Source organism: Plantactinospora siamensis, from assembly GCF_042434095.1.
GTDB lineage: Bacteria > Actinomycetota > Actinomycetes > Mycobacteriales > Micromonosporaceae > KBS50.
In genome coordinates this window covers 46,810-69,073 of sequence record NZ_JBHLUE010000002.1, presented here as the reverse complement: position 1 = coordinate 69,073, position 22,264 = coordinate 46,810, and the positions used below count along the sequence as shown (strand labels likewise).

Below are 22,264 nucleotides of genomic sequence, written 5' to 3'. Positions count from 1 at the left end.
GGTTCGGACCCGACGGCCGGCGCGTCCCCGACGGTCCCGACGGCCGGCGCGTCCCCGACGGTCCCGACGGCCGGCGCGTCCCCGACGCTTCGGTCCCGACGGCCGGCGCGTCCCGGACGCTTCGGACCCGGCGGCCGGGGAAAGGGAAACGGCATGACCGACCGGCGGGTGACCCTCGACGACCTGGGCGCGTGGCTGATCAAGGGCAACGCCGACGCGGCGGACCTGGTCGGCCGGTTCGCCCGCGATCCGCGGGTGTCCGGCTGGTGCGTCCGGCCGGGCTACCGGGCCCGGCTGATGCGGGCGGGGCAGCCGGTGGTGTTCTGGGCCAGCGGGAGCCGCGGCCGGTTGCGGTACGGCGTCTGGGGGCTCGGCCGGGTGACCGGGCCGGCCGAGCCCGGGGAGCCCGGCTCGCCCTGGTCGGTCCCGCTCGACCTGACCATCCTGGCCGAGCCGTCGCGGCTGACCCGGCGGGAACTGGGCGCCGACCCTCGGCTGGCCGACCTGGAGGTGCTCCGTCAGCCCCAGGCCGCCAACCCCTCGTACCTGACGGTTGCGCAGTTCGCCGCCCTGTGCCAGCACCTGCCGACGGGCTGAGCCGGCCGGGTTCGGCGGGGGACCGTCCGGGAGGGCGCCATGCACTACGGTGCCGATCATGCGTCGCCCCCTCCTCGTCACCGCAGCTCTGCCGGCGGTTCTCCTGGCCGGTTGCACGGACACCCCGACCCCGGCCCCCTCGTCGTCCGCCGCGGCCGGACCCTCGGCCTCCGCCAGCGCGCCGGCCGTCGACTACGCGGCCTGGCAGGCCGGTCGGTCCACCCCGGTGGCCGATCCGATCTATCCGGCCCGCGGCACCGACGCGCTGGACGTGCTGCACTACGGCCTCACGCTGGACTGGTCTCCCACCAGCCGGGTGCTCACCGGGAGCGCCACGCTGCACATCCGGCCCACCCGGGACGCGGCCCAGCTGAGCCTCGACTTCATGCCTTACCAGGTCGACGCCGTGACCCTGGACGGCGCTCCGGTCACCGGTGCGGTGCGGCAGGAAAAGCTCACCGTGGCCGCGCCGGTCACCGCGGACCGGCCGGTGACGCTGGTGGTCAAATACCACGGCAAGCCGCGGACCACCCCGATGCCGTCGCACCGCAGCGACGCCGAGCACCTCGGCCTGACCGTCACCAAGGACGGCGGACTCTGGACGATGCAGGAGCCCTTCGGCGCCTTCACGTGGTATCCGGCGAACGACCAACCCTCGGACGAGGCGCTCTACGACATCGAGGTGCGGGTGCCGGCAGGGTGGACGGCGGTGGCGTCAGGAGTCCCGGGCGAGGACTCCGGGGGAACGTTCCGGTACCGCAGCACCGATCCGGTGGCGACGTACCTCACCACGCTGGCCGTCGGGCGCTACCAGAAGGTCACCGCGGCCGGGCCGCGCGGCATCCCGCTGACGTACTGGTACCGCAAGGGAACCGACGACCGGCTGGTGCCGATCATGAAGCGGTCCCCCAAGTACCTGGCCTGGCTGGAGAAGAAGTTCGGCCCGTACCCGTTCTCCAGCGGGGGTGTCGTGGTGGTGGACTCCGCGTCCGGCATGGAGACGCAGCAGATGATCACCATGGGCGGCAAGGTGGCGAACTCGGCCAAGCGGCGCGAGGGGTGGGGCATCGACCTGCTGCACGAGTACGCCCACCAGTGGTTCGGTGACTCGGTCACCCCGACCAACTGGCGCGACCTCTGGCTCAACGAGGGCTGGGCCACGTACGCGCAGGACCTCTACACCCAGGAGACCAACGGCTTCAGCGACGCCAGCCTCGACAGGTATCTGCGCGAGACGGACGGCAGGCTGCGCAAGAAGCTCGGGCCGCCCGGCAAGCCGAAGGCCGACCAGTTCGCCGAGGGCAACGTGTACGTCTGCGCCGAAGCGATGCTGCGGCAACTGAACAAGGCCCTCGGCGACCAGAAGTTCTTCGCGCTGGCCCGGGCCTGGGTGGCGGAGCAGCGAAACACCCAGCAGACCAGGGCATCGTTCATCGCCTTCGTCAACAAGAACACCGGCCGGAACTTCACCGGACTCATCAACGCGTGGCTGGATTCCCCCACCACGCCGAAGTGATGCCGGGGGTCGGTCAGCTTCCGGACGTGGCCGGGGCCGGGGTGGTCGTCGCGGCTGCGGTCCGCCGTGCCTTGCCGACGCCGGAGAGCCGGTCGCGTCCCCAGCTGACGCTCCGGTCGAGCACGCTTCGGGCCATGATGATCACGCAGGTCGTGCCGTTGACGAAGGACGCCAGCACGTCGCTCGGGTGGTGCATCCCGCGGTACATCCGGCCCAGCGCCACCCCGACCGGGACGGCGATCAGCAGCCACCAGATCGCCTTGGCGCCGGTGCTCCGGGCCCGCATGGCCATCAGCAGCGCGATGCCGACGTACAGGGCGGTGGCCGCGGAGGTGTGGCCGGACGGGAAGCTCGAGGTCGGCGGGGAGGCGTCCATGTGCGGCACGTCCGGCCGGTGCCGGTCGATGACCAGCGTGGTGAGGAAGAAGACCAGGGCCTGGGTGGCCACCGCGGCGGTCAGGAACAGCGGCTCCCGCCAGCGGCGTAGCCACAGGAACAGGCCCAGCGCCACCAGGACGGTGGTGGCCACGATCACCTGGGTGCTGGCCAGGGTGCTGAACACCAGCGAGACGTTGTTGAGGTCGCCGGAACGATCCGCGGCCAACTCGCGGTTGACCGAATCCTCCACAGTGAACGGCCAGGTGTGGTTGAGCACCTTGGTGACCAGGAGGCCGAGCAGGATCATCCCGGCCAGCAGCAGGGCCACCGGGAGGACCACCCGCTTGGCGATCCGTGCCGCTACGTCTGTTGCCGCCACGTCTGACATGGGCCCGGCAGTACCCATATCGGCGTTCGGCTAAGCCCACCCGGCGGCCGGCCCGCCCGGCACGCCACCGGCCCCGTCCGCTGCGGTTCGCTCGCCGGCCGGTCCGCCGGGCTCAGGCCGGTTCGGCGGCCGGCCGGGCGGGCTCGCCGGTTCGGCGGGCGGCCGGGCTCAGGCCGGTTCGGCGGCCGGCCGGGCGGGCTCGCCGGTTCGGCGGGCGGCCGGGCTCAGGCCGGTTCGGTGGGCGCGTCGGTGACGGCGGGCTCCACGCCCTCCCGGATCGGCCGCACCCGACGACCGCCGACCCGCTGCCGCCAGCTGGCGAACGCGGCCGTGGTCGCGGCCAGCACGCCTATCCCGAGCAGCCATCCGCCCACCACGTCGCTGGTCCAGTGCACCCCGAGCGCGATCCGGCTCACCCCGGTCAGGCCGGCCACCAGCACCGCGGCGACCCACAGGCCCCAACGGGCGGCCGGACGACGCCGGACGAACGGCAGCAGCACCAGCAGGAACACCCCGGCCGCCAGGGTCGAGTTGAGCGCGTGGCCCGACGGGAACGAGTAGCCGGTCGCCCGGGCCACCGGGTCGAGCAACTCCGGCCGGTGCCGGCCAACGAGCAGCTTGAGCAGCAGACCGAGCAGGCCGCCGGCCACCATCGTGGCGACCGCCCACCCGGCCAGCCGGCGGGCGTCGCGACGCCACAACCAGATGGCCAGCCCGGCCACGGCCACCCGCAGCGTCATCGGGGCGAAGACGGTGGTCCACACCCTCATCAGGTCGACCCACGCCGGATGCCCGAGGGCGTACCGGTGCAGCGCGTCGGTGACCGCCTGGTCGAGGTGGCGCAGCGGCGCCCAGGCGTCCAGCACCAGGAGAACCAGCAGCGAGAACGGCACCAGCACCAGGAACGCCGCCGCGGCGCCGATGGTGAGGCGGAGGCCGAGCGAGCGGTTCGGGTCCAGCCGCCGGGCCCGCCAGGATGCGGGACGGTGGTGGTGCGGGCCGGGTGCGGTCATGCAGCGGCCCTTACCCCGGCGCGCCCGGTCGTATCCGTACCGGACGCGCCGCGAATCCTCAGCTCAGGGCGCCGGCCGGAAGCTCGCCCGGACCGCCGCCAGGCCGGCCGCGTCGCCCGCCCACTCCGCGTCGGAGCCGACCCAACCCAGCGTGTACGCCCGGTCGCCGGCCGCCGTCACCGTGCGCAGGCTGCGCATCCGTTCCCCGTCCGGCGCCGTCCACTGGCAGTCCCACTCGGCCCGGCCGTCCTGGCGACCGAGCCGCACCCTGTGGTACTTCGGCAGCACGCCGCCGTTCACCCCCCGGCGCTCCTCGCCGCGCAGCAGCCCCACCGGGTCGTCGGCGGCCAGTTGCGCGGGCGTGGCCGGGTCGACGCTGAGCGACCGGACCGACCGGGGGTCCTGGAAGCAGGAGACGCCCTCGTCCTGGAAGTAGACCCAGCCGACCGGCACGGTCAGCCGGAAACCCCCGGGGCCGGTGTACCAGGTCCACCCGTCCGGCGGCGGGTAGCTCTCCCCGACCGGCGCGGGCGAGCCCGCGATGACCACCTTGTCCGGCCGGGGTGGCCCGATGCAGGGGAACGGCGGCGGCGGGATGCCGGCCCCGCCCGGCGGCGGTCCGCCGCGTCCGCCCGGGCCGCCTCCGTCGCCCGGCCGGTCCGGGTCCGGCGTCGAGGTGCCGGCGGCGTCGCTCGCCGAAACGGTGGGGGAGCCGTCGCGGTCCCGGTTGAGCGCCAGCGCCGTGCCGACGGCCGCCAGCACCACGGCCAGCGCGGCCGCGGTCACCGTCACCCACCACCAGCGCCGGGAGTGCCGTCCCGGCTCGCCGCCGGCGGCGGGAATGACCTCGGTACGCGCCCGGCCGGGCGGCGGGCCCGGCTCGGCCGCGGCGCTCAGCGCGGCCCACTCCGGCCCCGACTTCACCTCGGTACGGACCAGCGCGGCGAGCCGGGCGCCCACCCCGGACCAGTCGGCCACGGTGGGCTCGTCGTCCACCGCGGTGGTGTCCAGCGCCGAGTTGAGCAGGCGTTCGATCTCGGTCGCGGTCAGCCGGCGGGCCGGGTCCCGGCGCAGCAGCCCGGCCAGCACGGGAGCGAGCGGCCCGGCGTGCGGCGCCGGGTCGGGCGGCTTGGTGGCCAGCGCGGTGAGCGTGGCCATGGCGGTGGACCGGGCGTACGGGGATTTGCCCTCCACGGCCGCGTGCAGGGTGGCGCCCAGCGACCACAGGTCGGTGGCCGCGGTCGACGCGCCCTCGGCCGCGCGTTCCGGCGCCACGTACTCGGGCGACCCCATGATCATGCCGGACCGGGTGATCCCGTCCCGGCCGTCGTCCAGGGTGGCCAACCCGAAGTCGGTGAGCATGATCCGACCGTCGTCGGCCATCAGCACGTTGCCCGGCTTGACGTCCCGGTGCACCACGCCGGCGCGGTGCGCGGCGGTGAGCGCGTCGAGCACCGCCAGCCCGATCTGGGCGGCGCGTCGGGGTGACACCGGCCCGGCCTCGAGGACGTCCTGCAGGGACCGGGAGGGGACGTACTCCATCACGATCCACGGCGTGGAGTCCACGCTCACCACGTCGTGCACGCTGACCACGTTGGGGTGGTTCAGCCGGGCGGTGAGTCGCGCCTCGCGGAGGGTACGGGCGACGAGCCGGTCCTGTTCCTCGCCGCCCAGCCAGTCCGGGAGGGCGACCTCCTTGACGGCGACGTCGCGGTGCAGCACCTCGTCCCGGGCAAGCCAGACCCGCCCCATTCCGCCCTGGCCCACCAGGCGCAGCAGCCGGTAGCGCTCCCCGATCAGCACAGCCGCATCGCCGTTCCCTCCACCGTTTCGGTCCGGTCACCCACAATAGTCAGCGAAGCTCGTTGATTGGGTGCCGACGTTGTGGGGCCCGAGGGGCGGGACCGCGAGCACCTGCTGCCCAGCGATGGTGCGGGTGGATCCTGACGGACATGAGACACCTTCAATAGGGTCGGGTCAATGTCCGGCGGCATCCCTCTCGGACGCTGCGCTGACCATCGGTGGCCCTGCGTGACGACCTGGCCCGGCTGCTCGTATCCTTTCCGGCGTAACGGGCCGGTCAGGGAAGGAAGCGTCGTGAGCAACCGCGAGACGTTGGAGTTCCAGGCAGAGGCGCGCCAACTGCTCCAGCTGATGGTGCACTCGATCTACTCCAACAAGGACATTTTTCTCCGCGAGCTGATCTCCAACGCGTCGGACGCGCTGGACAAGCTGCGCATCGCGTCGATGGTCGACAAGGAGCTGGCGGTCGACGCCTCGGACCTGCACATCGAGCTGGAGGTGGACCCCGGGACGCGTACGCTCACCGTCCGGGACAACGGCATCGGGATGTCCCGCGACGAGGTCGTGGAGCTGATCGGCACGATCGCCAAGTCCGGCACCGCGGAGCTGCTGCGCAAGCTCCGGGAGGCCAACGACGGCGCCGCCTCGCAGGAGCTGATCGGGCAGTTCGGCGTCGGTTTCTACGCCACCTTCATGGTGGCCGACCGGGTCACCCTGACCACCCGCCGGGCCGGCGAGACCACCGGCACGCGCTGGGAGTCGACGGGCGAGGGCACGTACGACATCGAGCAGGTCGCCGACGCGCCGCAGGGTACGGCCGTCACCCTGCACCTCAAGCCGGCGGATCCCGAGGACCACCTGTACGACTACACCGCCGAGTGGAAGATCCGGGAAATCGTCAAGCGGTACTCGGACTTCATCGCCTGGCCGATCCGGATGACCGTGGAGCGGCCCGGTGAGCCCCGCGAGGGCGGCGAGCCCGGCGAGCCGGTGCGCGAGGTCCAGACCCTCAACTCGATGAAGGCGCTCTGGGCCCGCCCGCGGGACGAGGTCGACGACGCCGAATATCACGAGTTCTACAAGCACGTCAGCCACGACTGGACGGATCCGCTGGAGATCATCCACATGCGGGCCGAGGGGACGTTCGAGTACGAGGCGCTGCTCTTCCTGCCGGCGCACGCGCCGTTCGACCTGTTCTCCCGGGAGGGCCGGCGCGGGGTCCAGCTGTACGTCAAGCGCGTCTTCATCATGGAGGACTGTGAGGCGCTGACCCCCAACTACCTGCGGTTCGTCAAGGGTGTGGTGGACGCTCACGACCTGTCGCTGAACATCTCCCGGGAGATCCTCCAGCAGGACCGGCAGATCCGGGCCGTGCGGCGGCGGCTGGTCCGCAAGGTGCTGTCGACCGTCAGGGAGATGCGGGAGAAGCAGCCGGAGCGCTACCGCACCTTCTGGACCGAGTTCGGCAAGGCGTTCAAGGAGGGCCTGCTCGAGGACGCCGACAACCGCGACACGATCCTCGACCTCATCTCGGTGGCCTCGACCCACGACCCGGAGCAGCCGACCACGCTGCGCGGGTACGTCGAGCGGATGAAGGACGGCCAGACCGACATCTTCTACCTCACCGGCGAGACGCGGGCCGGCGTCGAGAACTCGCCGCACCTGGAGGCGTTCCGGGCCAAGGGGTACGAGGTGCTGCTGCTCACCGATCCGGTGGACGAGGTGTGGGTCGAGCAGGTGGGCCAGTTCGACGGGAAGCCATTGCGGTCGGTGGCCAAGGGCCAGATCGACCTGGACACCGAGGATGAGAAGAAGGCGGCCGAGTCGGAGCACCAGGACCGGCAGCGGGAGTTCGAGTCCCTGCTGACGTGGCTGGGCGAGCGCCTCGCCGACGACGTCAAGGAGGTGCGGCTGTCCACCCGGTTGACCACCTCGCCCGCGTGCGTGGTCGGGGACGCCGAGGACATCACGCCGACGCTGGAGAAGCTCTACCGGGCGATGGGGCACGACGTGCCGCAGACCCGGCGGATCCTCGAGCTGAACCCGACGCATCCGCTGGTCACCGGCCTGCGTAAGGCGCACGAGCAGGGTGCCGAGGGCGAGGCGTTGGGGCGTACGGCCGAGTTGCTGTACGGGATGGCGTTGCTGGCCGAGGGTGGCGAGCTGAAGGACCCGGCGCGCTTCGCCCGGCTGCTGGCCGACCAGCTGAGCGCGACCGTCTGACGAACCGCCCTGCGTACCGTTCGGTGATCCGACCGGTACGCAGGGCAGCGGTCGCTCGACGTTCTTCGATAGCATCGCCTCGGGGAGGCGATGGCGGTGTTTCCTGAGGATGCCGAGCTGGCCGCGGCTGACCGATGGGTCGACGACTGGCAGGAGCGGATCGAGCGGCAGGCCACGCAGGCCCGCGACCTGGCCGAACGGGTACGCGGCCTGACCGGCACGGCTCGCAGCCGGGACGGCCTGGTCGAGGTGACGGTGTCCTCGTCGGGCGCGTTGACCGAGCTGCGCCTGGCCGAGGGGATCCGCCGGCGGCCCGCCGCGGACACCGCCCAGCAGATCATGGAGGTGCTGGGCGTCGCGACCGCGCAGCTCGCCGAGCGGGTCACGCAGGCGACGGCGGAGACACTGGGCGCCGACAGCCCGGCCGGTCGTGCGGTGATCGAGTCGTACGCCCGGCGGGTTCCGCCGTCCACCGAGCGGGCCGATGATGGCCGGCCATAACCACGTCGCAGTCACCACCGCCGACCTGATCAGCCACGCCGGTCACGTGGAGACGGTGGCGTCGGCGGTGACCACGGCCAAGCAGGCCGGCGAGGCGACCAGCCCCGGCCCGGACGCGTACGGGAAGCTCTGCGTGATGGTCCCGGTCATGCTCGGGGCCCTGCAGGGCGTGCTGGTGGCCGGCATCGACCAGGCGGCGCACTCGCTGCACGACACCGCCGAGCGGCTGCGCTCCACCGCGGTTGGCTATGACTCGACCGACGCCGAGGTGTCGGCGAACATGCGCCGGGCCGGCGGTTTGCCGTGACGGTGAATCCGCTGGTGGTGGGGAAGCTCGATCAACCGGTGGATGCCTGGGCCGGGGTGTGGATCGCCGAGGACATCGAGCTGATCGGCCAAGGGGTGAAATCCGGCAGCTGGGTGGACACGGGCCTCGGGGTGGTGGGCGCGGCCCTGGACGGGCTCGCGTTGATCTCCGACCCGGTCGGCGCCCTCCTGCAGTACGGGGTCGCGTGGCTCATCGAGCACGTCAAGCCGTTGAGCCAGGCGCTGGACTGGTTGGCGGGCGACCCCGGGCAGATCGCCGGAAACGCGCAGACCTGGCGCAATGTGGCGGCCTCGCTGGGTACCCAGGCGGCGGACCTGGCTTCGGCGGCGCGGTTGGACCTGTCGGAGTGGTCGGGAGCCGCGGCCTCGGCGTACCAGGTTTGGTCGGGCCAGCAGCAGGACGCGATCGGTGGGTTGGCCAAGGGCGCCGAGGTGATGGCGGCCATCACCGAGGGGGCCGGGTTCCTCATCTCCGCCGTACGGGCGTTGGTCCGGGACGCGATCGCCACGGTGGTGTCCCGGCTCATCGTGTACGCCGCCGAGGAGGTCGGGACGCTCGGTTTCGGCACGCCGCTGGTGGTCGAGCAGGTCAGCACCCTGGTGGCCTCCTGGGCCGCGAAGATCTCCCGGTGGCTGCGCGGCCTGCTGTCCAGCCTCCGTGAGCTGGCCTCGCGCAGCCGGCAGCTGGAGAAGCTCATCGAGCTGCTGAAGCGGGTCCTCAACAAACTCCGCGGCAAGCACGAGCCCGAGAACAGGTGGCCCGGCACCAACCCATCCAAGCGGCCAAACCCGGATGCCAAGCCAGGCGGTAAGCGTACTGATGCCCATCCCACCAAAAAGCTGGACAGACCACTGAGGCGGGAGAACGAGTCCGCCGACGTGCTCGCCCAAAACGGCTACGATGTTGAGCAGAACCCCGGAACCAAGCCAAATGGTACGAATCCTGATTACAAAATCGAGGGCCAGTACTTCGACTGCTACTCGCCCGACACCTCCAACTTGGATAACCTGCGGAACACAATGAGCAAGAAGGTGAAGCGGGACCAGGCAGACCGGCTCGTACTCAACCTCGATGACTGTCCCCTGACGCCTGCTGACATTGAGGACGTGCTGCGGCGTAAGCCAATTCAGAACCTGCAAGAGGTCCTCCTTGTCCAGGGCGGCAAAGTGATCCCGTTTTTCCCCTTCCCCTGAACGGACGATAAGAGATGGCTATCGAGCACGACTTGTACGGTGAGGCCGACCTGAGCGACTCTGAGTTCGTCAGCTTCATCGCTACCTCCGTCGACGGGAAAATTTTCGATGAGGGCCTGATCAAGGCTAGGAGCATGGATGTCATCGCCTATCGAGTCTCCGAGGATGATGAGATGTCGGCGGCGGACAATTTCGGGTTTCGGCCTCGCGTGACGGCCACGTTTCGCTTTCACAACCTGGCTTCGTCCGAGGAGAGGGGTCTCGCTCAGATCGTGATGTACCGGACGGTCCTCGAGTTTTTCGAGCGGTTCTCGGGTCGGGGCGTTCTGCTGTTCAACGGCGAGGAAGTCACCATCCAGAAGCTCGGTGAGGAGATTGAGATCAACAGTGGCTGGGAGGAGTGGACCGACAACGAGGCGCTGCAATCGCTGATCAACGGCTACGCCTTCAGGCCGCTCCCACAGCCACTGCTCTGAGCACCGTGGACGCGCAGACCTACTCGTCGATCGTCGCCATGTGCGCCGGGCTGGCCGGCCGGCTCTCGGACGACGTCCTGGGAGTGGTCCGGGAGCACTACTCCGCCGGCGAGTGGGAACTGGCGGAGTCGGCGTTGCTGCTTGGTCTCCGAAACGAGACCATAGGCATCACCGGCGTTGAGGCCGATGCCATCCGTTCTGTCTTGGAGGACCCGAACACGCCGGACCTGGCCGCCGTGACGATCATCGAGGCGTTGCCGCCACGGGCGTATTCCTTCCAGCCAACGGGACCGTCGACCGCTCCCACATCGCGCTCGGCCGACCAACTCCTGTCCGCGGCTGCTCCTCGCCATGGCGGCCTCGATCTACGCCGCGCCTGGCGCGAACCCCTGGCTGACGTGTCAGGGACAGGGACCTGGACCTACTTGCTCCTCGTCGTGCCGGGGACCGACGAGCTCCCGACCTACGCGGGTCTCAGCTCGGAGCTCTGGGTGGGGCTGCACGAGAAGTGGCCAGTTGAAGTTGTCGCGATGGGGTGCCAGCTGTCGCCTTATCAGGCAGCGGTTTGGTCTGTCGCACAGCCGGTCTGGTCAGCCGCGCCAATGGCGCCGCCGGACCAGGATGCTCCTGCTGCCAATCGACCGAGCTGAGATCTCACCTGTGCGGCCGGACGAGGTGAAGTGATGGCCACGTGGGATGAGTGGAGCAGCGCGTACGAGGCTGCCTACCTTGCTTTGCCCGAGGACCTCAACGTGCCGTGCCCCAACTGTGGCCATCGGTGTCTCCGGCTGGTGTTCACCGGCCATCTGGACCGGGGGGTCGGTTACGCCTCCTTCTGGTGTGACAACTGCCTGCAGGGCATCGTCGTTTCCCGGGCGCCCATACCGGCAGGTTCGGTCACCCGATCCATCGACGAAGCCCCCGACGACCGCCTGCCCAGGATCCCGAACTACCAGGTGGTCTCCTGAATTCCAGGGCGGAGTCTGACGATGGCTGTCGAGTACGACCTGCTGGGCGAGGCGGACTTGTCTGACGAGGAGTTCTTCGCCTTCCTGGGGGCGGTCGTGGGGACGAGAGCATCGAGATCAACAGCGACTGGCGGAGTGGACCGACAACGAGGCACTGCAACCGCTGATCAACGGCTACCCCCCAGGCCGCTCCCCCAGCCCCTCCTCTGACAGCAGGCCGCCCCGATGCCCGTACCTGAGGAGATCTTGGAATTTCGGTACCCGTCAGGCGGGTAGCAAATTCCAAGATTTACGAAAACAATCGGGGCCGGTGGGCGTGAGCCACCGGCCCCGATGCGGTTCGCGGAGCTGACGAGGGAGCCGCCCCCGATGGAAAACCGGCCCGGCCGGCCGGGCCCCTCAGTTTTCCGCATCTGCCTGTCGTGCATTTCGCCGGAAGATCAGGGATGCACCGGAAGCCCATCAAGTTACGGATCAGGCGTTGCTCTCCAGCTCGATCCAGCTTCCATCGCATGCGCAGGTGTCCCGGGCATTCGAATCAGCGGCAAAACGCATCTGCCCAGGAATAGTCAACCGGTTCCGGTGCGGAACCTAGTGATTGACGCACTGGGCGATGGACCATTGGTAGGTGGCGTGGCCGCTCGCGTCGGTCATCTGGAGCCAGGTCGAAACGCACCAGCGTTGGCTGCCGCTCAGGTTGTCGGTCAGAGTGGCGTAAACACCGTCGAAGCCGCACGCCTGCTGGCCACTTCCGGCGTAGCACGTCCGCTGCGGGCTGTACTTCGTCTGGCCGTCCCGGCCATACCCGATCTTCAGGATGTAAGGCAGCGAGGAGTGACAGTTCGTGTAGCCGTTGAAGTGGATGGTGCTGCCGGAGGCGTACGGGGAGGCTGCCAACGGCACGCACGAATTGCCGCTGCCGCCGCCATTCGGGTCCTTCGGCGCACCCTGCGGCGCAGCCTGGGCGGGAACTGCCCCCAGGAGCGCCAAACCGAGCGCCGCAGTCATGGCGACAGCACCCTTGCCCCATCGCCGGGGTCCGGTCTTTCGAGCGTCGGACAAATTCATGCCGGAGCCTTCCTAATAGAGCCGAACTTCGATGTGATGGGAGAACGGTAAATGCCTTCGCTTATGGTCGGCTGACGATCGGCTCGGCGGCGGCTTACGGTAGGCTGGCGTGGCGAAGCCGACCCGTGCCTGGAGGCGTAGCATCGAGAGTCAGGTCAGTTACAACGTGCTCGGTGAGCTCCAGGTACTGCGCCATGGCGAGCGTCTTCGGACCGGCCTCCGCCGGCAGCGGACGATCCTCGGTGTGCTGCTCCTGGAGCCCGGTCGTGTCGTGCCGACTGATCGACTGATCGACCTGATCTGGCACGGCCATCCCCCGGCCACCGCTCGCAATGCCTTACAGGGCGGCGTCTCGGGCATCCGGTCGATGCTTGGTGCGATAGCCCCCGTCACCTGGGTGCCGGACGGGTACCGCCTCGACGTGAGCGCCGGTTGCGTGGACCTTCATCGGTTCCGAGCACTGGTCGCCGAGGCCAAGCGTCTGGTGGGCGCGGAGCGAAGTTCCCGGCTAAAAGAGGCGCTCGGGCTGTGGCGTGGCCCGGTCCTGGAGGGCACCTTCACCGATGAGCTCCGCGTCCGGCTGTGCCAGGGGCTAGCGGAGGAGCGGCTCGGCGCGATCGAGGACCGCATTGCCACGGAACTCGCGCTGGGCTGGCACACCGGCCTGCTCGGTGAGCTCACCGACCTCGTGCGGCGATATCCGGAGCGGCAGATCCTGCTGGAGCAGTTGATGATCGCGCTGTACCGCAGCGGACAGGCGACCGCGGCGTTGACGGCGTACCGGGAGGCTCGCCGGAAGCTGGTCGATTCGCTGGGGATTGAGCCGAACAGTTCACTCCGCGACCTTGAGGTCGCCATCCTGCGCCAGGCGCCGGAACTGACGCTGGCGGGTCTGTCCAGGCCGGTGGCCGTGCACTTGTCGGGATCCGCCCCCGCCGCCGAGAAGGAGAGCCCGTCCGCAGAATCTGCGCCGGAGCACGAGACCGGGCCCGACTCGCTGGACACCGAGCCGACCGCCGACCACCAGCGCCGCTCGGACCTACTGGTCGCTCCGGCGCAGTTGCCTCGCGACGTACCGGTGTTCGCCGGTCGGGCTGAGGAACTGGTCCTGCTCGACAAGCACTGCGGCGGCGCTGGCGAGCAGGATGCGATCGTGGCCATCGCGGGCGCGCCCGGCATGGGAAAGACGGCCCTGGCCATTCACTGGGCCCACCGTGCCCGGGATCGGTTCCCGGATGGCCAGCTGTACGTCAACCTCCGCGGGTTCGACCCCAATGAGCTTGTAGTCGACCCGGGCGAGGCTGTCACCGACCTGCTGGAGGGCCTCGGGATAGGGGCCGACAGCCAACCTGCCCGGGTCTCCGCGCGGCTGGCGCTGTACCGGAGCACGCTGGCTGATCGGAAGGTACTGATCGTCCTCGACAACGCGCGGGACGCCGATCAGATCCGGCCACTCCTGCCGGCAGGCAACGGCTGCTGCGTACTCGTCACCAGCCGCGGGGATCTGGCCGGGCTGGTTGTGACCTCCTCAGCTGTGCCGTTACGGCTGAAAGAAATGCCCACCTCGGATGCCATCGAGCTGTTGGCGCTCCGCCTGGGCCGGTCGCGGGTCGCGGCCGAGCCCGAGGTCGCGCTGGACATCGTCCGGCGGTGCGGGAATGTACCGCTGGCCCTTTCCATCGTGGCCGCGCGAGCTGTGATGCGGCCCGAGTTCGGTCTCGGTCCGATCGCCGAGGAACTGCACGACGCGGACAACCTGCTGGTGGCGCTGGGCGACGGGGATCCGTTCAGCGACATCGAATCGGTCTTTTCCTGGTCCTACGAGGCGCTCACTCCGCCGGCCCAGCGCCTGTTCCGGCTGCTCGGCTGCGTCGTCGGCCGCGACGTGTCGGTCGACACGGTGGCGCAGCTCGGCGAGCAGCCGGTGGCGACGGCCCGCTCCCTGCTGCGGGAGCTGGACAAGGCGCATCTGGTGACCGAGCACCGGCCGGGGCGGTTCCAGATCCACGATCTGCTGCTCAAGTACGCGCGGCGTCTCCTCCGACGGATCGAGACCGCCGAATCGGCCGCAGCCGCGCAGCATCGCCTGTACGACCACTATTCGGCTCGCGCGGACGCCGCCGCCACGAAGGTCTTCCCCGGGCGGCCCCGGCTGCCCGGGCTCGCCTCCCCCGCGTCACGGTTCGACGACGTCGCGGCCGCGACCGACTGGCTCGACGAGGAGATACCGAACCTCGTGGCCGTCGCCGTCCATGCCGCCCACACCGGCAGCCCGGATCCGACCTGCCGACTCGCGGACGCTCTGCTGCAGCCTTTCGCAGGCGGACAGCACCCGAGCGAGGCCGTCACGGTCGCCAAGGCCGCCCGGCAGGCGGCACAGGGCGGCAGCCAGAGCCAGCAGGCGCTCGCGGAACTACATCTAGGACAGCTGAACTACCTCTCGGCGACCTACGACGTGGCGCTCGAACACCTGCAGCGGGCCGCCGAGCTGGCCGCGAGGGTCGGGTGGGGACGAGCCAGGTCCGAGGCGCTGGGACTGATCGGTGACATTCACAGCAGTCGGGGGAAGCTGACCCTGGCGGGCGACTGCTACCGGCGGGCCATCGCCGCTACCGACGCGTCGGACCGGTCACTGAACGAGGCGATGCAGGGGCTCAGCCTCGCCGCCGTACAGCTCGTGCGCGGCGAGCTAGGACAGGCGATCGCGAGCTGCGCGGAGGTGATCTCAATCAGCCGCGCGGCCGGCTCACTTACGGAGGAGGCGACCGCGCGGGGCAACCTGGGGGAAGCCCACCGCTACCTGGGCGAGTTCGCCGAGGCGGCGGAGGAGTTCCACCGGGCGCTGCGGCTCAACGAGGCACTGCGCCGACCGACCTTCCTGGCCGCCAACCACGACGGCATTGCTGCGCTGCATCGCGACCTGGGCGATCTCGACACCGCCCTCTGGCACAGCCGGCAGGCCCTCGACATCATCGGCCGGACCGGTCGCCGCCGGGTCGAAGCGCAGATCAGGACGACGTCGGCCAACATCCGTCTCCACCGGGGGGAGATTGAGGAGGCCGCGACGCAGTACCGGAGCGCGCTCGGCGTGGGCGACGAGGTCGCGGATCGCTTTCTCCAGGGGACGGCCCTGCTGGGCCTCGGGCAGGTCCACGCCGCGCGGGGCGATCTCGCAGCGGCCGCCGCTGCCCTGGAGACCGCGCTGCGAATCTGTCGGGAGCACGAATACGGGCTCCTCGAAGGCGACATCCTCACGGCCCTCGCCCGGGTGCGACTCGACGACGGGGACGCCGGCGCCGTGGACCTCATCAACCTCGCGGTGTCGGCCCACCGGCGCACCGGGCGGGCAAAGGCGGAGCAGGACGCCCGGTCGCTGCTACGCCGCGCCGGCGGCTGACCGGCTCAGCCCGACCGGGCGGCGGAGCCGAGCAGGTTCTGCTCGGTGGGGGTCAGGCCGAGCATGACCCACTGCAGCCGGCCCTTGCTCACCACGCCGGCCATTTCCGGGTGGATCCGCGGGAGCCAACCCTGCGCCTCGGTCAGTCCGAGGGCCGAGGCCGCGATCGCGGCCTCCGGCTGGGTGAGCCGCTGCAGCAGCACGACGTCGCTCCGGACGATGGCGTCGACATCCCAGTTGGCCAGGTCGTCCCGGACCACCAGGGTGGCCCGCCAGGGCGCCGGTTCGACCGGCTCGGGCCCGGCGGTGGGCCCGATGTCGACCAGCACGAGTTGCGGGTCGACCGAGGAGGCCGGGGCCGGCGGCTGGGTGCCGACCGGCAGGAACGCGGCCGAGTCGCGGCCGACCGCGCAGCGGCGGAGGAACGCGTCCCAGTCCTGCTCCCGCGCGGTCTGGATGAACAGCCGGGCGCCGAGCGCCATCGTGCGGAACGCCAGCAGTTGCGCGCAGCGCACCCCGCCGACCAGCAGCATCCGGGTCGGCTCCGGCCGGAACAGGCGTACCGCCACCGGCAGCTCGTCCCGGTTGCGGCCGAGCACCAGCCCGCTGCCGCCACCCAGCAGGTCCAGCCCGCCCAGGGTGCCGGGGTCGGTGAGATGCAGCCCCATCCGGCTGCCGGGGAAGCTGGGCCCGGTCACCGCAGGAAACCTCCGAACGGCAGGGTCGCGGCCAGACCGTACACCTGCTCACCATCCATCCGCTCGATCCGGCCGCCGGCGGACCGCACCGCCTCGACCAGCGCCCGGTCCCCGGCCGCCAGTCCGTCCGGGTGGCCGGCGATCAGCCGGATCGCCACCTCCACCGCCACGTCGGCGCCGCCCCGGCTGCGCACGCCCGAGTCCCGGGTCGCCGCCACCGAGACCACGCTGCTCACCTCGGGCAGCTGCCGCAGCACCGGGTCGAGCTGCCAGGGCAGCTGGGGCCAGCGGGCCAGCCGGTAGCAGCCCTGCGGGAAGTCGCCGGTCGTCCAGCCGCGCCAGGTTTCCCGGCCGACCATCCGGTCGCTGGCCGTGCCGTACACGCCCTGGGTGTCGCCGGGCCCGGCCGTCCGCGCCAGGTAGCTGACCGCCGCCAGCAGCTCCTCCCGGCTGAGCAGGCGGGCGCCCATGCGGGACTGCCGGAGCTGCCGGCGGGCTCGGCGGATCGCCGAGACCAGCGCCGGCCGCAGGTCGCCGTCGAGGTAGAAGTCGGCCGTACGGACGGCCTGCAACACGAGCCAGCTGCGGCGTTGCGCCGGCACCTCGCCGTTGACCAGTTCCCGGTACGACCGGTCGACCCCCGGCCCGTTCAATGCTCGCGGGGCCGGCGTGACCTGGACCAGCGTCTGCACGGCGACCGGTGGGGCGGCCGGGTCCAGCGCCGGCAGCAGCGCCGCGGGCGAGGGCAGCGACCGCGGTGGGCCGCCGATCAGCGCCCCGTCCGCCGGGTCCACCTCGAACACCACGCTCAGCCCGCCGCGGTGGGTGATCATGGCGACCGGCTGGTCGTCCAGGTCGAGCGCCTCGACCTCGGCGGACTCCTCCACGAAGGTGAGCAGACCGAGCGCCGGGCTGCCCGCCGCGGCCGGCAGTTGGTGGCGGCGGAACCGGTAGCGCATCCAGATGGACAGCCACTGGTGCAGCCAGCGGCCGCGCCGGCGGATCAGCGTGGGACCGAGCAGGAGCACGGCGGCGCCCCCCACGGCCGCCGTGACGATCGGACCGTACCGGCTGACGGCCAGCACGGCGGCGAGCGCGACCTGCCAGGCCACCAACTGGGCGACGTGGAACGCGCCGACCGCGGGACGGAACCGCTGCGGGCGTACCGCGCCGGCGGCAGCGGCCCCGGCGGCCCGGTCGGTGGCCGGCGCCGGCGTGGCGGTGCCGGTCGCGGCGGCCGGGACCGGAGCGGCGGCGGCCACGGCCGCCGGCGCCATGGCCGTCCCGGACGCCGCCGTGGCCCGCGCCGCGACCCCGGCCTGCCGGCTCGCGGCGGCCGACCCGGCCCTGGCGCCGGCCAGGCCCGGCTGCGGGGCGCGCTGCCCCGGCGCCGCTGCCTGGCCCGGCTGCGGGGCGCGCTGCCCCGGCGCCGGACCCGGGTACGCCCGGGCGGCAGTCCCCGAACTCGGCGTCGCGCGTCCCCGGCCGTCCCAGCCGGCCGCCGGCCGGTCCCCGGCGCCACCCACGGTGGGCGCGGGCGTGCCCGCCGGCGGTCGGGCCGCCGGTTGGCGCTGGTCGCCCTGCCCGGCCGCGTCCCGCTGCCACGCCGGTTCGCCCGGCCGTGCCGCACCCGGCGTCGTCACCGCAGCCTCCCCGTCAGCTCGTCTCGGCTCAGCGGCCGGTCGCCGCGCGGACGTCGGCGACCGCCACCGTGCGCAGCTCGTCCAGGCTCGGCCGCTGACCCGACTGGCGCAACCGCTGGGCCTGGGCCTTGCGGACCCCCTCGAACAGCTTGCGGGCCTCGCGGGCGTTGCCGAAGTTCTGGTCCCGCTCGATGGTCGAGAAGTGCCCGGAGAGCACGTCCGCGACGCCGTCCGCCAGCAGGTATTCGTCGGAGGCGGCCATCCGCTGCACGATGATCACCAACTGGTCGGGCGAGTAGTTGCCGAACTCGATTGTCTTGGCGAACCTGGACGCCAGGCCCGGGTTGGCGTCCAGGAACTGGAGCATTTCCGCGGTGTATCCGGCGGCGATCACGGCCACCTCGTCGCGATGATCCTCCATGAGCTTCACCAGCGTGTCGATGGCTTCCTGCCCGAAGTCGCCGCCCGTGCCCATCGACCGGGACAGCGTGTACGCCTCGTCGATGAACAGCACGCCGCCGCGGGCCTTGTTGAACGCCTCGGCGGTCTTCTCGGCGGTGTGGCCAAGGTATTGACCCACCAGGTCCCGCCGGGACACCTCGCGGAAGTCCCCGCCCGGAAGCGCGCCGAGCGCGGCCAGCAGCTCGCCGTAGATCCGGGCCACCGTGGTCTTACCGGTGCCGGGCGCGCCCGCGAAGATCAGGTGGTGGCTCACCGCGCTGACCGGCAGCCCGGCCCCGCGACGCCACTCGTTGACCTGGATCTCGTCGATCAGCGCGCGCACCTCGTCCTTGACGGATTCGAGGCCCACCATGCCATCCAGGTCCGACAGCAGCTTGTCGATCCGGGCGGTGTCCTGGGCGGGCGCCGCCTTGGCGGCCTCGGCGCCGAATACCGCGCGCCTACCGGCCGTACCCTCCACGATGGTCGGATCGGCGCCCGGCGCCACCTCGACCGGTGGCACCCCGGTGTTCTCGTAGCTGCACTCTTCAACGGTGCCGTGGCAGCCGCGCGCGAACGACACGGCGGGGCCGCGGGTGTCCCGGATCCGGCACCGCCGGATGGTCGGGGAGCTCTGATGCACCACCGCGATCCCGGCGCCCCCGGTCTGGGAGATGTCGCAGGTCTCGATGGTCGGCCTGCCGTACTGGTAAACGTAGACGCCGCGGTTGCCGCACCGGGTGACGGTGCTGGTCCGGATGGTGGGCGCCGCCCCGATCCGGACGATGACGCCGTCCTCGGCCAGGTCGGCGAACTCGCATCCCTCGACCGTGCCCTCCGCGTCCTCCACCACCAGCCCGTACCGGGCCGCCGTCACGCGGCACCGGTCCAGGCTGAACTGGGAGCCGCCGCCGACGTCGATGGCCGCGCCGAACCCGGCGCTCAGCTCGCAGCCGGTCATGGTGAGCCGGGTGCGGTTGACCGTCACCACCGGGGCGTCGCCGGCCCGCAGCACGAGGTCGCGGAGCTCCAGGGCGCCGTTGTTGCAGGACACCGTCGGGTACGTCGCCGAGGAGGCGTCGAGGGTGACCGTGCCGGCGCCCCGGGCGGCCACGATCGTCACCGTGCGGTCGTTGACGAACAGCGCCTCGTAGTAGGTCCCGGGACTGACCGACACCACCGTGCCGTCCGTCGCCACGGCCAGGGCGTCGCCGATCGAGGGATAGGCGCCGGGCTGATCCGGGGAGACGAGGAGGGTGCGCGACATGGCTCCGGCTTCGAACGACGGCGGCGAGGGATGCGCCGACGATATCGCAGCGCCACCACCGCGCGGCACCCCCGGCCCGGGCCGGGCCGGGGTCGGGCGGTGGCCGGTCCCCGGCCGATAGGCTGCCAGGCGACCGGGTGACGAGTACGCGAGGAGGCGGTGTGCCCGCAGGAGGAGTCCCGCCGACCCGAGTGCTGCCGCTGGTGGCGGGGGCGCTGCTGGTCGACGGCACCGTCCACACCCACACCTCGGTACGCGGAGACCTGGTACCCGACCTGCACCCGGTGATTCGCCGGTTCCTGCACGAGTTGCCGACCGACCAGCGGGAGCGGTACCTCGGCCGGTGCGCCGAGGCCGTGCTGCTCTCCGACCGGCTCTACGCGGCCGAGCGAGCCGGCGACGGCGAGGTCAGCCAGCTGCGGGCCCGCTCGCTGCTGTGGGGGGCCCGGATGCGGCTGTCCCGGGTGGGTGAGCCGGGCGATCCGACCCACGGCACGAGCCAGCCGCCGTGCCGGTCCTGCGCCGCCCTGCTCGACTGGCTGGGCGTGGAGGTGATTCCGTGACCGAGCGCATCCCTGACCCCGTCGCCGAGGCGCTCGCGGCCGCCGGTTGGCAGCCCGGGCGTCGCGCCGAGGACCGGGCCCGGGAGTGGGCCCTCCGGATCGGTGGGTACGCCACGCCGGACGGCCGTCAGCACACCGTGCTGCCGGCCGCGATCGAGGCGTACGCCGAGTTCGGCGGGCTACGGGTGCCACCGGCGGGTCCCGGCGAGGAGGTGGCCGCCAGCGCGGTGGACCTCGATCCGCTGCGTGCGCTGCACTCCGTGGCCACCCTGGCCGGACTGGCGGACGCGCTGGGCGTACCCCTGTCGCCGCTCGGTGTCGAAAACGACGGCGCCGGGATCCTCGCGGTGGACCGGACCGGACGGGTGTTCCTGCTCGACCACGCCGGCGACTGGTATCTCGGTGAGACGGTGCCCGAGGCGCTCGCCGTGCTGCTGCTCGGCCGGCAGCCGGCCCGGATCGCCGAGGACGGCGTCTGGTGACCGGCTGGGTCCCGACCACCGGCCCCGAACGGGCCATGCTGGCCGCAGCCGAGGCCGGTGACCGGGCGGCGCTGCTCGCCGCGGTGGCGAGCGGGCCTTTGCTGCTGCCGGTCTCGTCCGCCGCGGCGGCCGGCCGGGAGGCGCCAGCGTGGCCCACCGGGGTGCTGGACGGGATCACCCACGTGCTGGCCTTCACCTCGCCCGCGGCGATCGCCGCCTGCCTGCCGGACCGGTCGGTCAGCTATCGCGCGGACAGCCTCGCCGGGCTGGTGGCCGGGTGGCCGGACGAGGGCTGGCTGCTCGCCGTGGACCCCGGCCTGCCGATCGGGCTGCGCGTCACGACCGACGAGGTGCGGGCGGCGCCCGAGCTGGCCCGCGAGCTGGAGACCGAGGTGGCCCTGCGGGACGCCATCCGGGCCGAGGATCCGGACGCGCTCGCCGCCGCGGTGCTGCGGGCGGGCCTGGCGGTGCCGTTGCGGCCGGGCGGTTCGGCGTCGCGCGACCTGTCCGATCCCGACTTTCCCTGGTGGTGCCTGCCGGATGAGGCCGGCGGGCAGGCCGTGCCCGTCTTCACCTCGGAGGCGCGGCTGCGCCAGGTGCTCGGCGACCACGAACTGGTCGAGGTGAACGCCCTCCAGCTCGCCGGCGCGTGGCCCGATCCGGCCTGGCAGCTCGCGCTCAACCCCGGTACGCAGCTCGCGGCCGCGCTGCCCGGCGAGTCGGTGTTGACCCTGCGGGACTGGCTGGGCGAGGTGGAGACGGTGCTGGTCGAGGCCTTCGAGGAGGAGCGGGCGGCGGAGCAGGCCGCCCCCGCCCGTCCCGGCTGGGCCACCGGGCCCGCCGCCGCCGACGATCCGGACGACGATCCGGACCCCGACCTGCCGGTACGGCTGCAGATCGTCATCCCGCACCGGTACCTGCCGTCCTATCTGGACGACAACTACGACCGGGCCGCCGGGCTCGTGCACGCCTGGGGCGGGCCCGCCCGGGACACCCCGGCCCGGCTCTACCGCCGGCTGGGCCTGCTCGGCGAGGGTTCGCCGTTCCAGGAGTCCGACGAGTGGGTGGCGGTGCTCCGGTGGGAACCGGACGACACCACCCCGGCCGAGTGGGTGAGCGGCGAGCCGCGGATGGAGGCCGTCGCCGTACCTGACGGGTGTGGTCTGCACGTGCTGCACGACGACGGCCGGGACGAGCCGCTGGCCCGGTACGACGCCGCGGCCCGCACCTGGCGCCCGACCGATGCCGGCTGAGCGGCCGCGGTTGACCGGAGGCGGTTGAGCAGCGGCGGCCGACCGGTGGTGGTTGAGCGGCCGGGGCC

20 protein-coding genes are annotated in these 22,264 nt (G+C 71.9%); 13 read left to right on the top strand and 7 right to left on the bottom strand.

The window, feature by feature from the left end; all coding sequences use genetic code 11:
• Nucleotides 1-153: 153 nt before the first annotated feature.
• Both ACFFHU_RS01850 and ACFFHU_RS01845 read left to right on the top strand, forming a co-directional pair.
• Nucleotides 154-597, top strand: a complete 444-nt coding sequence (locus tag ACFFHU_RS01850) for an EVE domain-containing protein (RefSeq protein WP_377334994.1) — start codon at nucleotides 154-156, stop codon at nucleotides 595-597.
• 58 nt (nucleotides 598-655) lie between these two features.
• The gene (locus ACFFHU_RS01845; RefSeq protein ID WP_377334992.1) at nucleotides 656-2,113 is read left to right on the top strand and encodes a M1 family metallopeptidase; all 1,458 of its coding nucleotides are present in this window, start codon (nucleotides 656-658) and stop codon (nucleotides 2,111-2,113) included.
• 13 nt (nucleotides 2,114-2,126) lie between these two features.
• Here the strand turns inward: ACFFHU_RS01845 and ACFFHU_RS01840 are convergent, their stop codons facing one another.
• From ACFFHU_RS01840 to ACFFHU_RS01830, 3 genes are all read right to left on the bottom strand, one after another.
• A complete protein-coding gene (locus ACFFHU_RS01840) occupies nucleotides 2,127-2,870 on the bottom strand; it encodes a phosphatase PAP2 family protein (RefSeq protein ID WP_377334990.1) in 744 nt (247 codons plus the stop codon).
• A gap of 233 nt (nucleotides 2,871-3,103) precedes the next feature.
• Nucleotides 3,104-3,892 carry a phosphatase PAP2 family protein gene (locus ACFFHU_RS01835; RefSeq protein WP_377334988.1) on the bottom strand — a complete coding sequence of 263 codons (789 nt, stop codon included), beginning with the start codon at nucleotides 3,890-3,892 and terminating at the stop codon, nucleotides 3,104-3,106.
• Between the two features lie 63 nt (nucleotides 3,893-3,955).
• The gene (locus ACFFHU_RS01830; RefSeq protein WP_377334986.1) at nucleotides 3,956-5,695 is read right to left on the bottom strand and encodes a serine/threonine-protein kinase; all 1,740 of its coding nucleotides are present in this window, start codon (nucleotides 5,693-5,695) and stop codon (nucleotides 3,956-3,958) included.
• A 294-nt stretch (nucleotides 5,696-5,989) separates the two neighbouring features.
• Here ACFFHU_RS01830 and htpG point away from each other — a divergent pair, with 294 nt between their 5' ends.
• The 7 genes from htpG (at nucleotide 5,990) to ACFFHU_RS01795 (ending at nucleotide 11,384) form a co-directional block, all read left to right on the top strand.
• Complete coding sequence (gene htpG, locus ACFFHU_RS01825; protein WP_377334984.1) at nucleotides 5,990-7,918, top strand: molecular chaperone HtpG; 1,929 nt, start codon at nucleotides 5,990-5,992, stop codon at nucleotides 7,916-7,918.
• Between the two features lie 96 nt (nucleotides 7,919-8,014).
• On the top strand, nucleotides 8,015-8,419 hold the full coding sequence (locus tag ACFFHU_RS01820; protein ID WP_377334982.1) for a YbaB/EbfC family nucleoid-associated protein: 405 nt from the start codon (nucleotides 8,015-8,017) through the stop codon (nucleotides 8,417-8,419).
• Complete coding sequence (locus tag ACFFHU_RS01815; protein ID WP_377334980.1) at nucleotides 8,403-8,726, top strand: type VII secretion target; 324 nt, start codon at nucleotides 8,403-8,405, stop codon at nucleotides 8,724-8,726. Before ACFFHU_RS01820 ends, ACFFHU_RS01815 begins: the two co-directional genes overlap by 17 nt.
• Nucleotides 8,723-9,940 carry a CdiA C-terminal domain-containing protein gene (locus tag ACFFHU_RS01810; protein WP_377334978.1) on the top strand — a complete coding sequence of 406 codons (1,218 nt, stop codon included), beginning with the start codon at nucleotides 8,723-8,725 and terminating at the stop codon, nucleotides 9,938-9,940. Before ACFFHU_RS01815 ends, ACFFHU_RS01810 begins: the two co-directional genes overlap by 4 nt.
• A 14-nt stretch (nucleotides 9,941-9,954) precedes the next feature.
• Complete coding sequence (locus ACFFHU_RS01805) at nucleotides 9,955-10,416, top strand: SitI3 family protein (protein ID WP_377334976.1); 462 nt, start codon at nucleotides 9,955-9,957, stop codon at nucleotides 10,414-10,416.
• Nucleotides 10,417-10,421: 5 nt separating this feature from the next.
• Nucleotides 10,422-11,066: a hypothetical protein gene (locus tag ACFFHU_RS01800; protein WP_377334974.1), complete on the top strand. Its 645-nt coding sequence runs from the start codon at nucleotides 10,422-10,424 to the stop codon at nucleotides 11,064-11,066.
• Nucleotides 11,067-11,099: 33 nt separating this feature from the next.
• On the top strand, nucleotides 11,100-11,384 hold the full coding sequence (locus tag ACFFHU_RS01795) for a hypothetical protein (protein WP_377334972.1): 285 nt from the start codon (nucleotides 11,100-11,102) through the stop codon (nucleotides 11,382-11,384).
• 591 nt (nucleotides 11,385-11,975) lie between these two features.
• Here the strand turns inward: ACFFHU_RS01795 and ACFFHU_RS01790 are convergent.
• Nucleotides 11,976-12,392, bottom strand: coding sequence for a hypothetical protein (locus ACFFHU_RS01790; RefSeq protein WP_377334970.1), 417 nt, complete (start codon nucleotides 12,390-12,392; stop codon nucleotides 11,976-11,978).
• Between the two features lie 169 nt (nucleotides 12,393-12,561).
• Between ACFFHU_RS01790 and ACFFHU_RS01785 the strand changes: the two genes are divergently transcribed.
• Nucleotides 12,562-15,849 carry an AfsR/SARP family transcriptional regulator gene (locus ACFFHU_RS01785; RefSeq protein ID WP_377334968.1) on the top strand — a complete coding sequence of 1,096 codons (3,288 nt, stop codon included), beginning with the start codon at nucleotides 12,562-12,564 and terminating at the stop codon, nucleotides 15,847-15,849.
• Nucleotides 15,850-15,854: 5 nt separating this feature from the next.
• Here the strand turns inward: ACFFHU_RS01785 and ACFFHU_RS01780 are convergent, their stop codons facing one another.
• Genes ACFFHU_RS01780 through ACFFHU_RS01770 form a run of 3 tightly spaced genes read right to left on the bottom strand, consistent with a single transcriptional unit; the run spans nucleotide 15,855 to nucleotide 19,898 of the window.
• Nucleotides 15,855-16,547, bottom strand: a complete 693-nt coding sequence (locus tag ACFFHU_RS01780; RefSeq protein WP_377334966.1) for a hypothetical protein — start codon at nucleotides 16,545-16,547, stop codon at nucleotides 15,855-15,857.
• Nucleotides 16,544-18,190 carry a type VII secretion protein EccE gene (gene eccE, locus ACFFHU_RS01775; RefSeq protein ID WP_377334964.1) on the bottom strand — a complete coding sequence of 549 codons (1,647 nt, stop codon included), beginning with the start codon at nucleotides 18,188-18,190 and terminating at the stop codon, nucleotides 16,544-16,546. Before eccE ends, ACFFHU_RS01780 begins: the two co-directional genes overlap by 4 nt.
• Nucleotides 18,191-18,218: 28 nt before the next feature.
• Nucleotides 18,219-19,898: a right-handed parallel beta-helix repeat-containing protein gene (locus ACFFHU_RS01770; RefSeq protein ID WP_377334962.1), complete on the bottom strand. Its 1,680-nt coding sequence runs from the start codon at nucleotides 19,896-19,898 to the stop codon at nucleotides 18,219-18,221.
• A gap of 191 nt (nucleotides 19,899-20,089) precedes the next feature.
• Between ACFFHU_RS01770 and ACFFHU_RS01765 the strand changes: the two genes are divergently transcribed.
• Genes ACFFHU_RS01765 through ACFFHU_RS01755 form a run of 3 tightly spaced genes read left to right on the top strand, consistent with a single transcriptional unit; the run spans nucleotide 20,090 to nucleotide 22,196 of the window.
• On the top strand, nucleotides 20,090-20,461 hold the full coding sequence (locus ACFFHU_RS01765) for a YwqJ-related putative deaminase (RefSeq protein WP_377336014.1): 372 nt from the start codon (nucleotides 20,090-20,092) through the stop codon (nucleotides 20,459-20,461).
• The gene (locus tag ACFFHU_RS01760; protein ID WP_377334960.1) at nucleotides 20,458-20,943 is read left to right on the top strand and encodes an SUKH-3 domain-containing protein; all 486 of its coding nucleotides are present in this window, start codon (nucleotides 20,458-20,460) and stop codon (nucleotides 20,941-20,943) included. Before ACFFHU_RS01765 ends, ACFFHU_RS01760 begins: the two co-directional genes overlap by 4 nt.
• Nucleotides 20,940-22,196: an SseB family protein gene (locus ACFFHU_RS01755; RefSeq protein WP_377334958.1), complete on the top strand. Its 1,257-nt coding sequence runs from the start codon at nucleotides 20,940-20,942 to the stop codon at nucleotides 22,194-22,196. The genes ACFFHU_RS01760 and ACFFHU_RS01755 overlap by 4 nt, the downstream gene beginning before the upstream one ends.
• The last annotated feature ends 68 nt before the right edge of the window (nucleotides 22,197-22,264 follow it).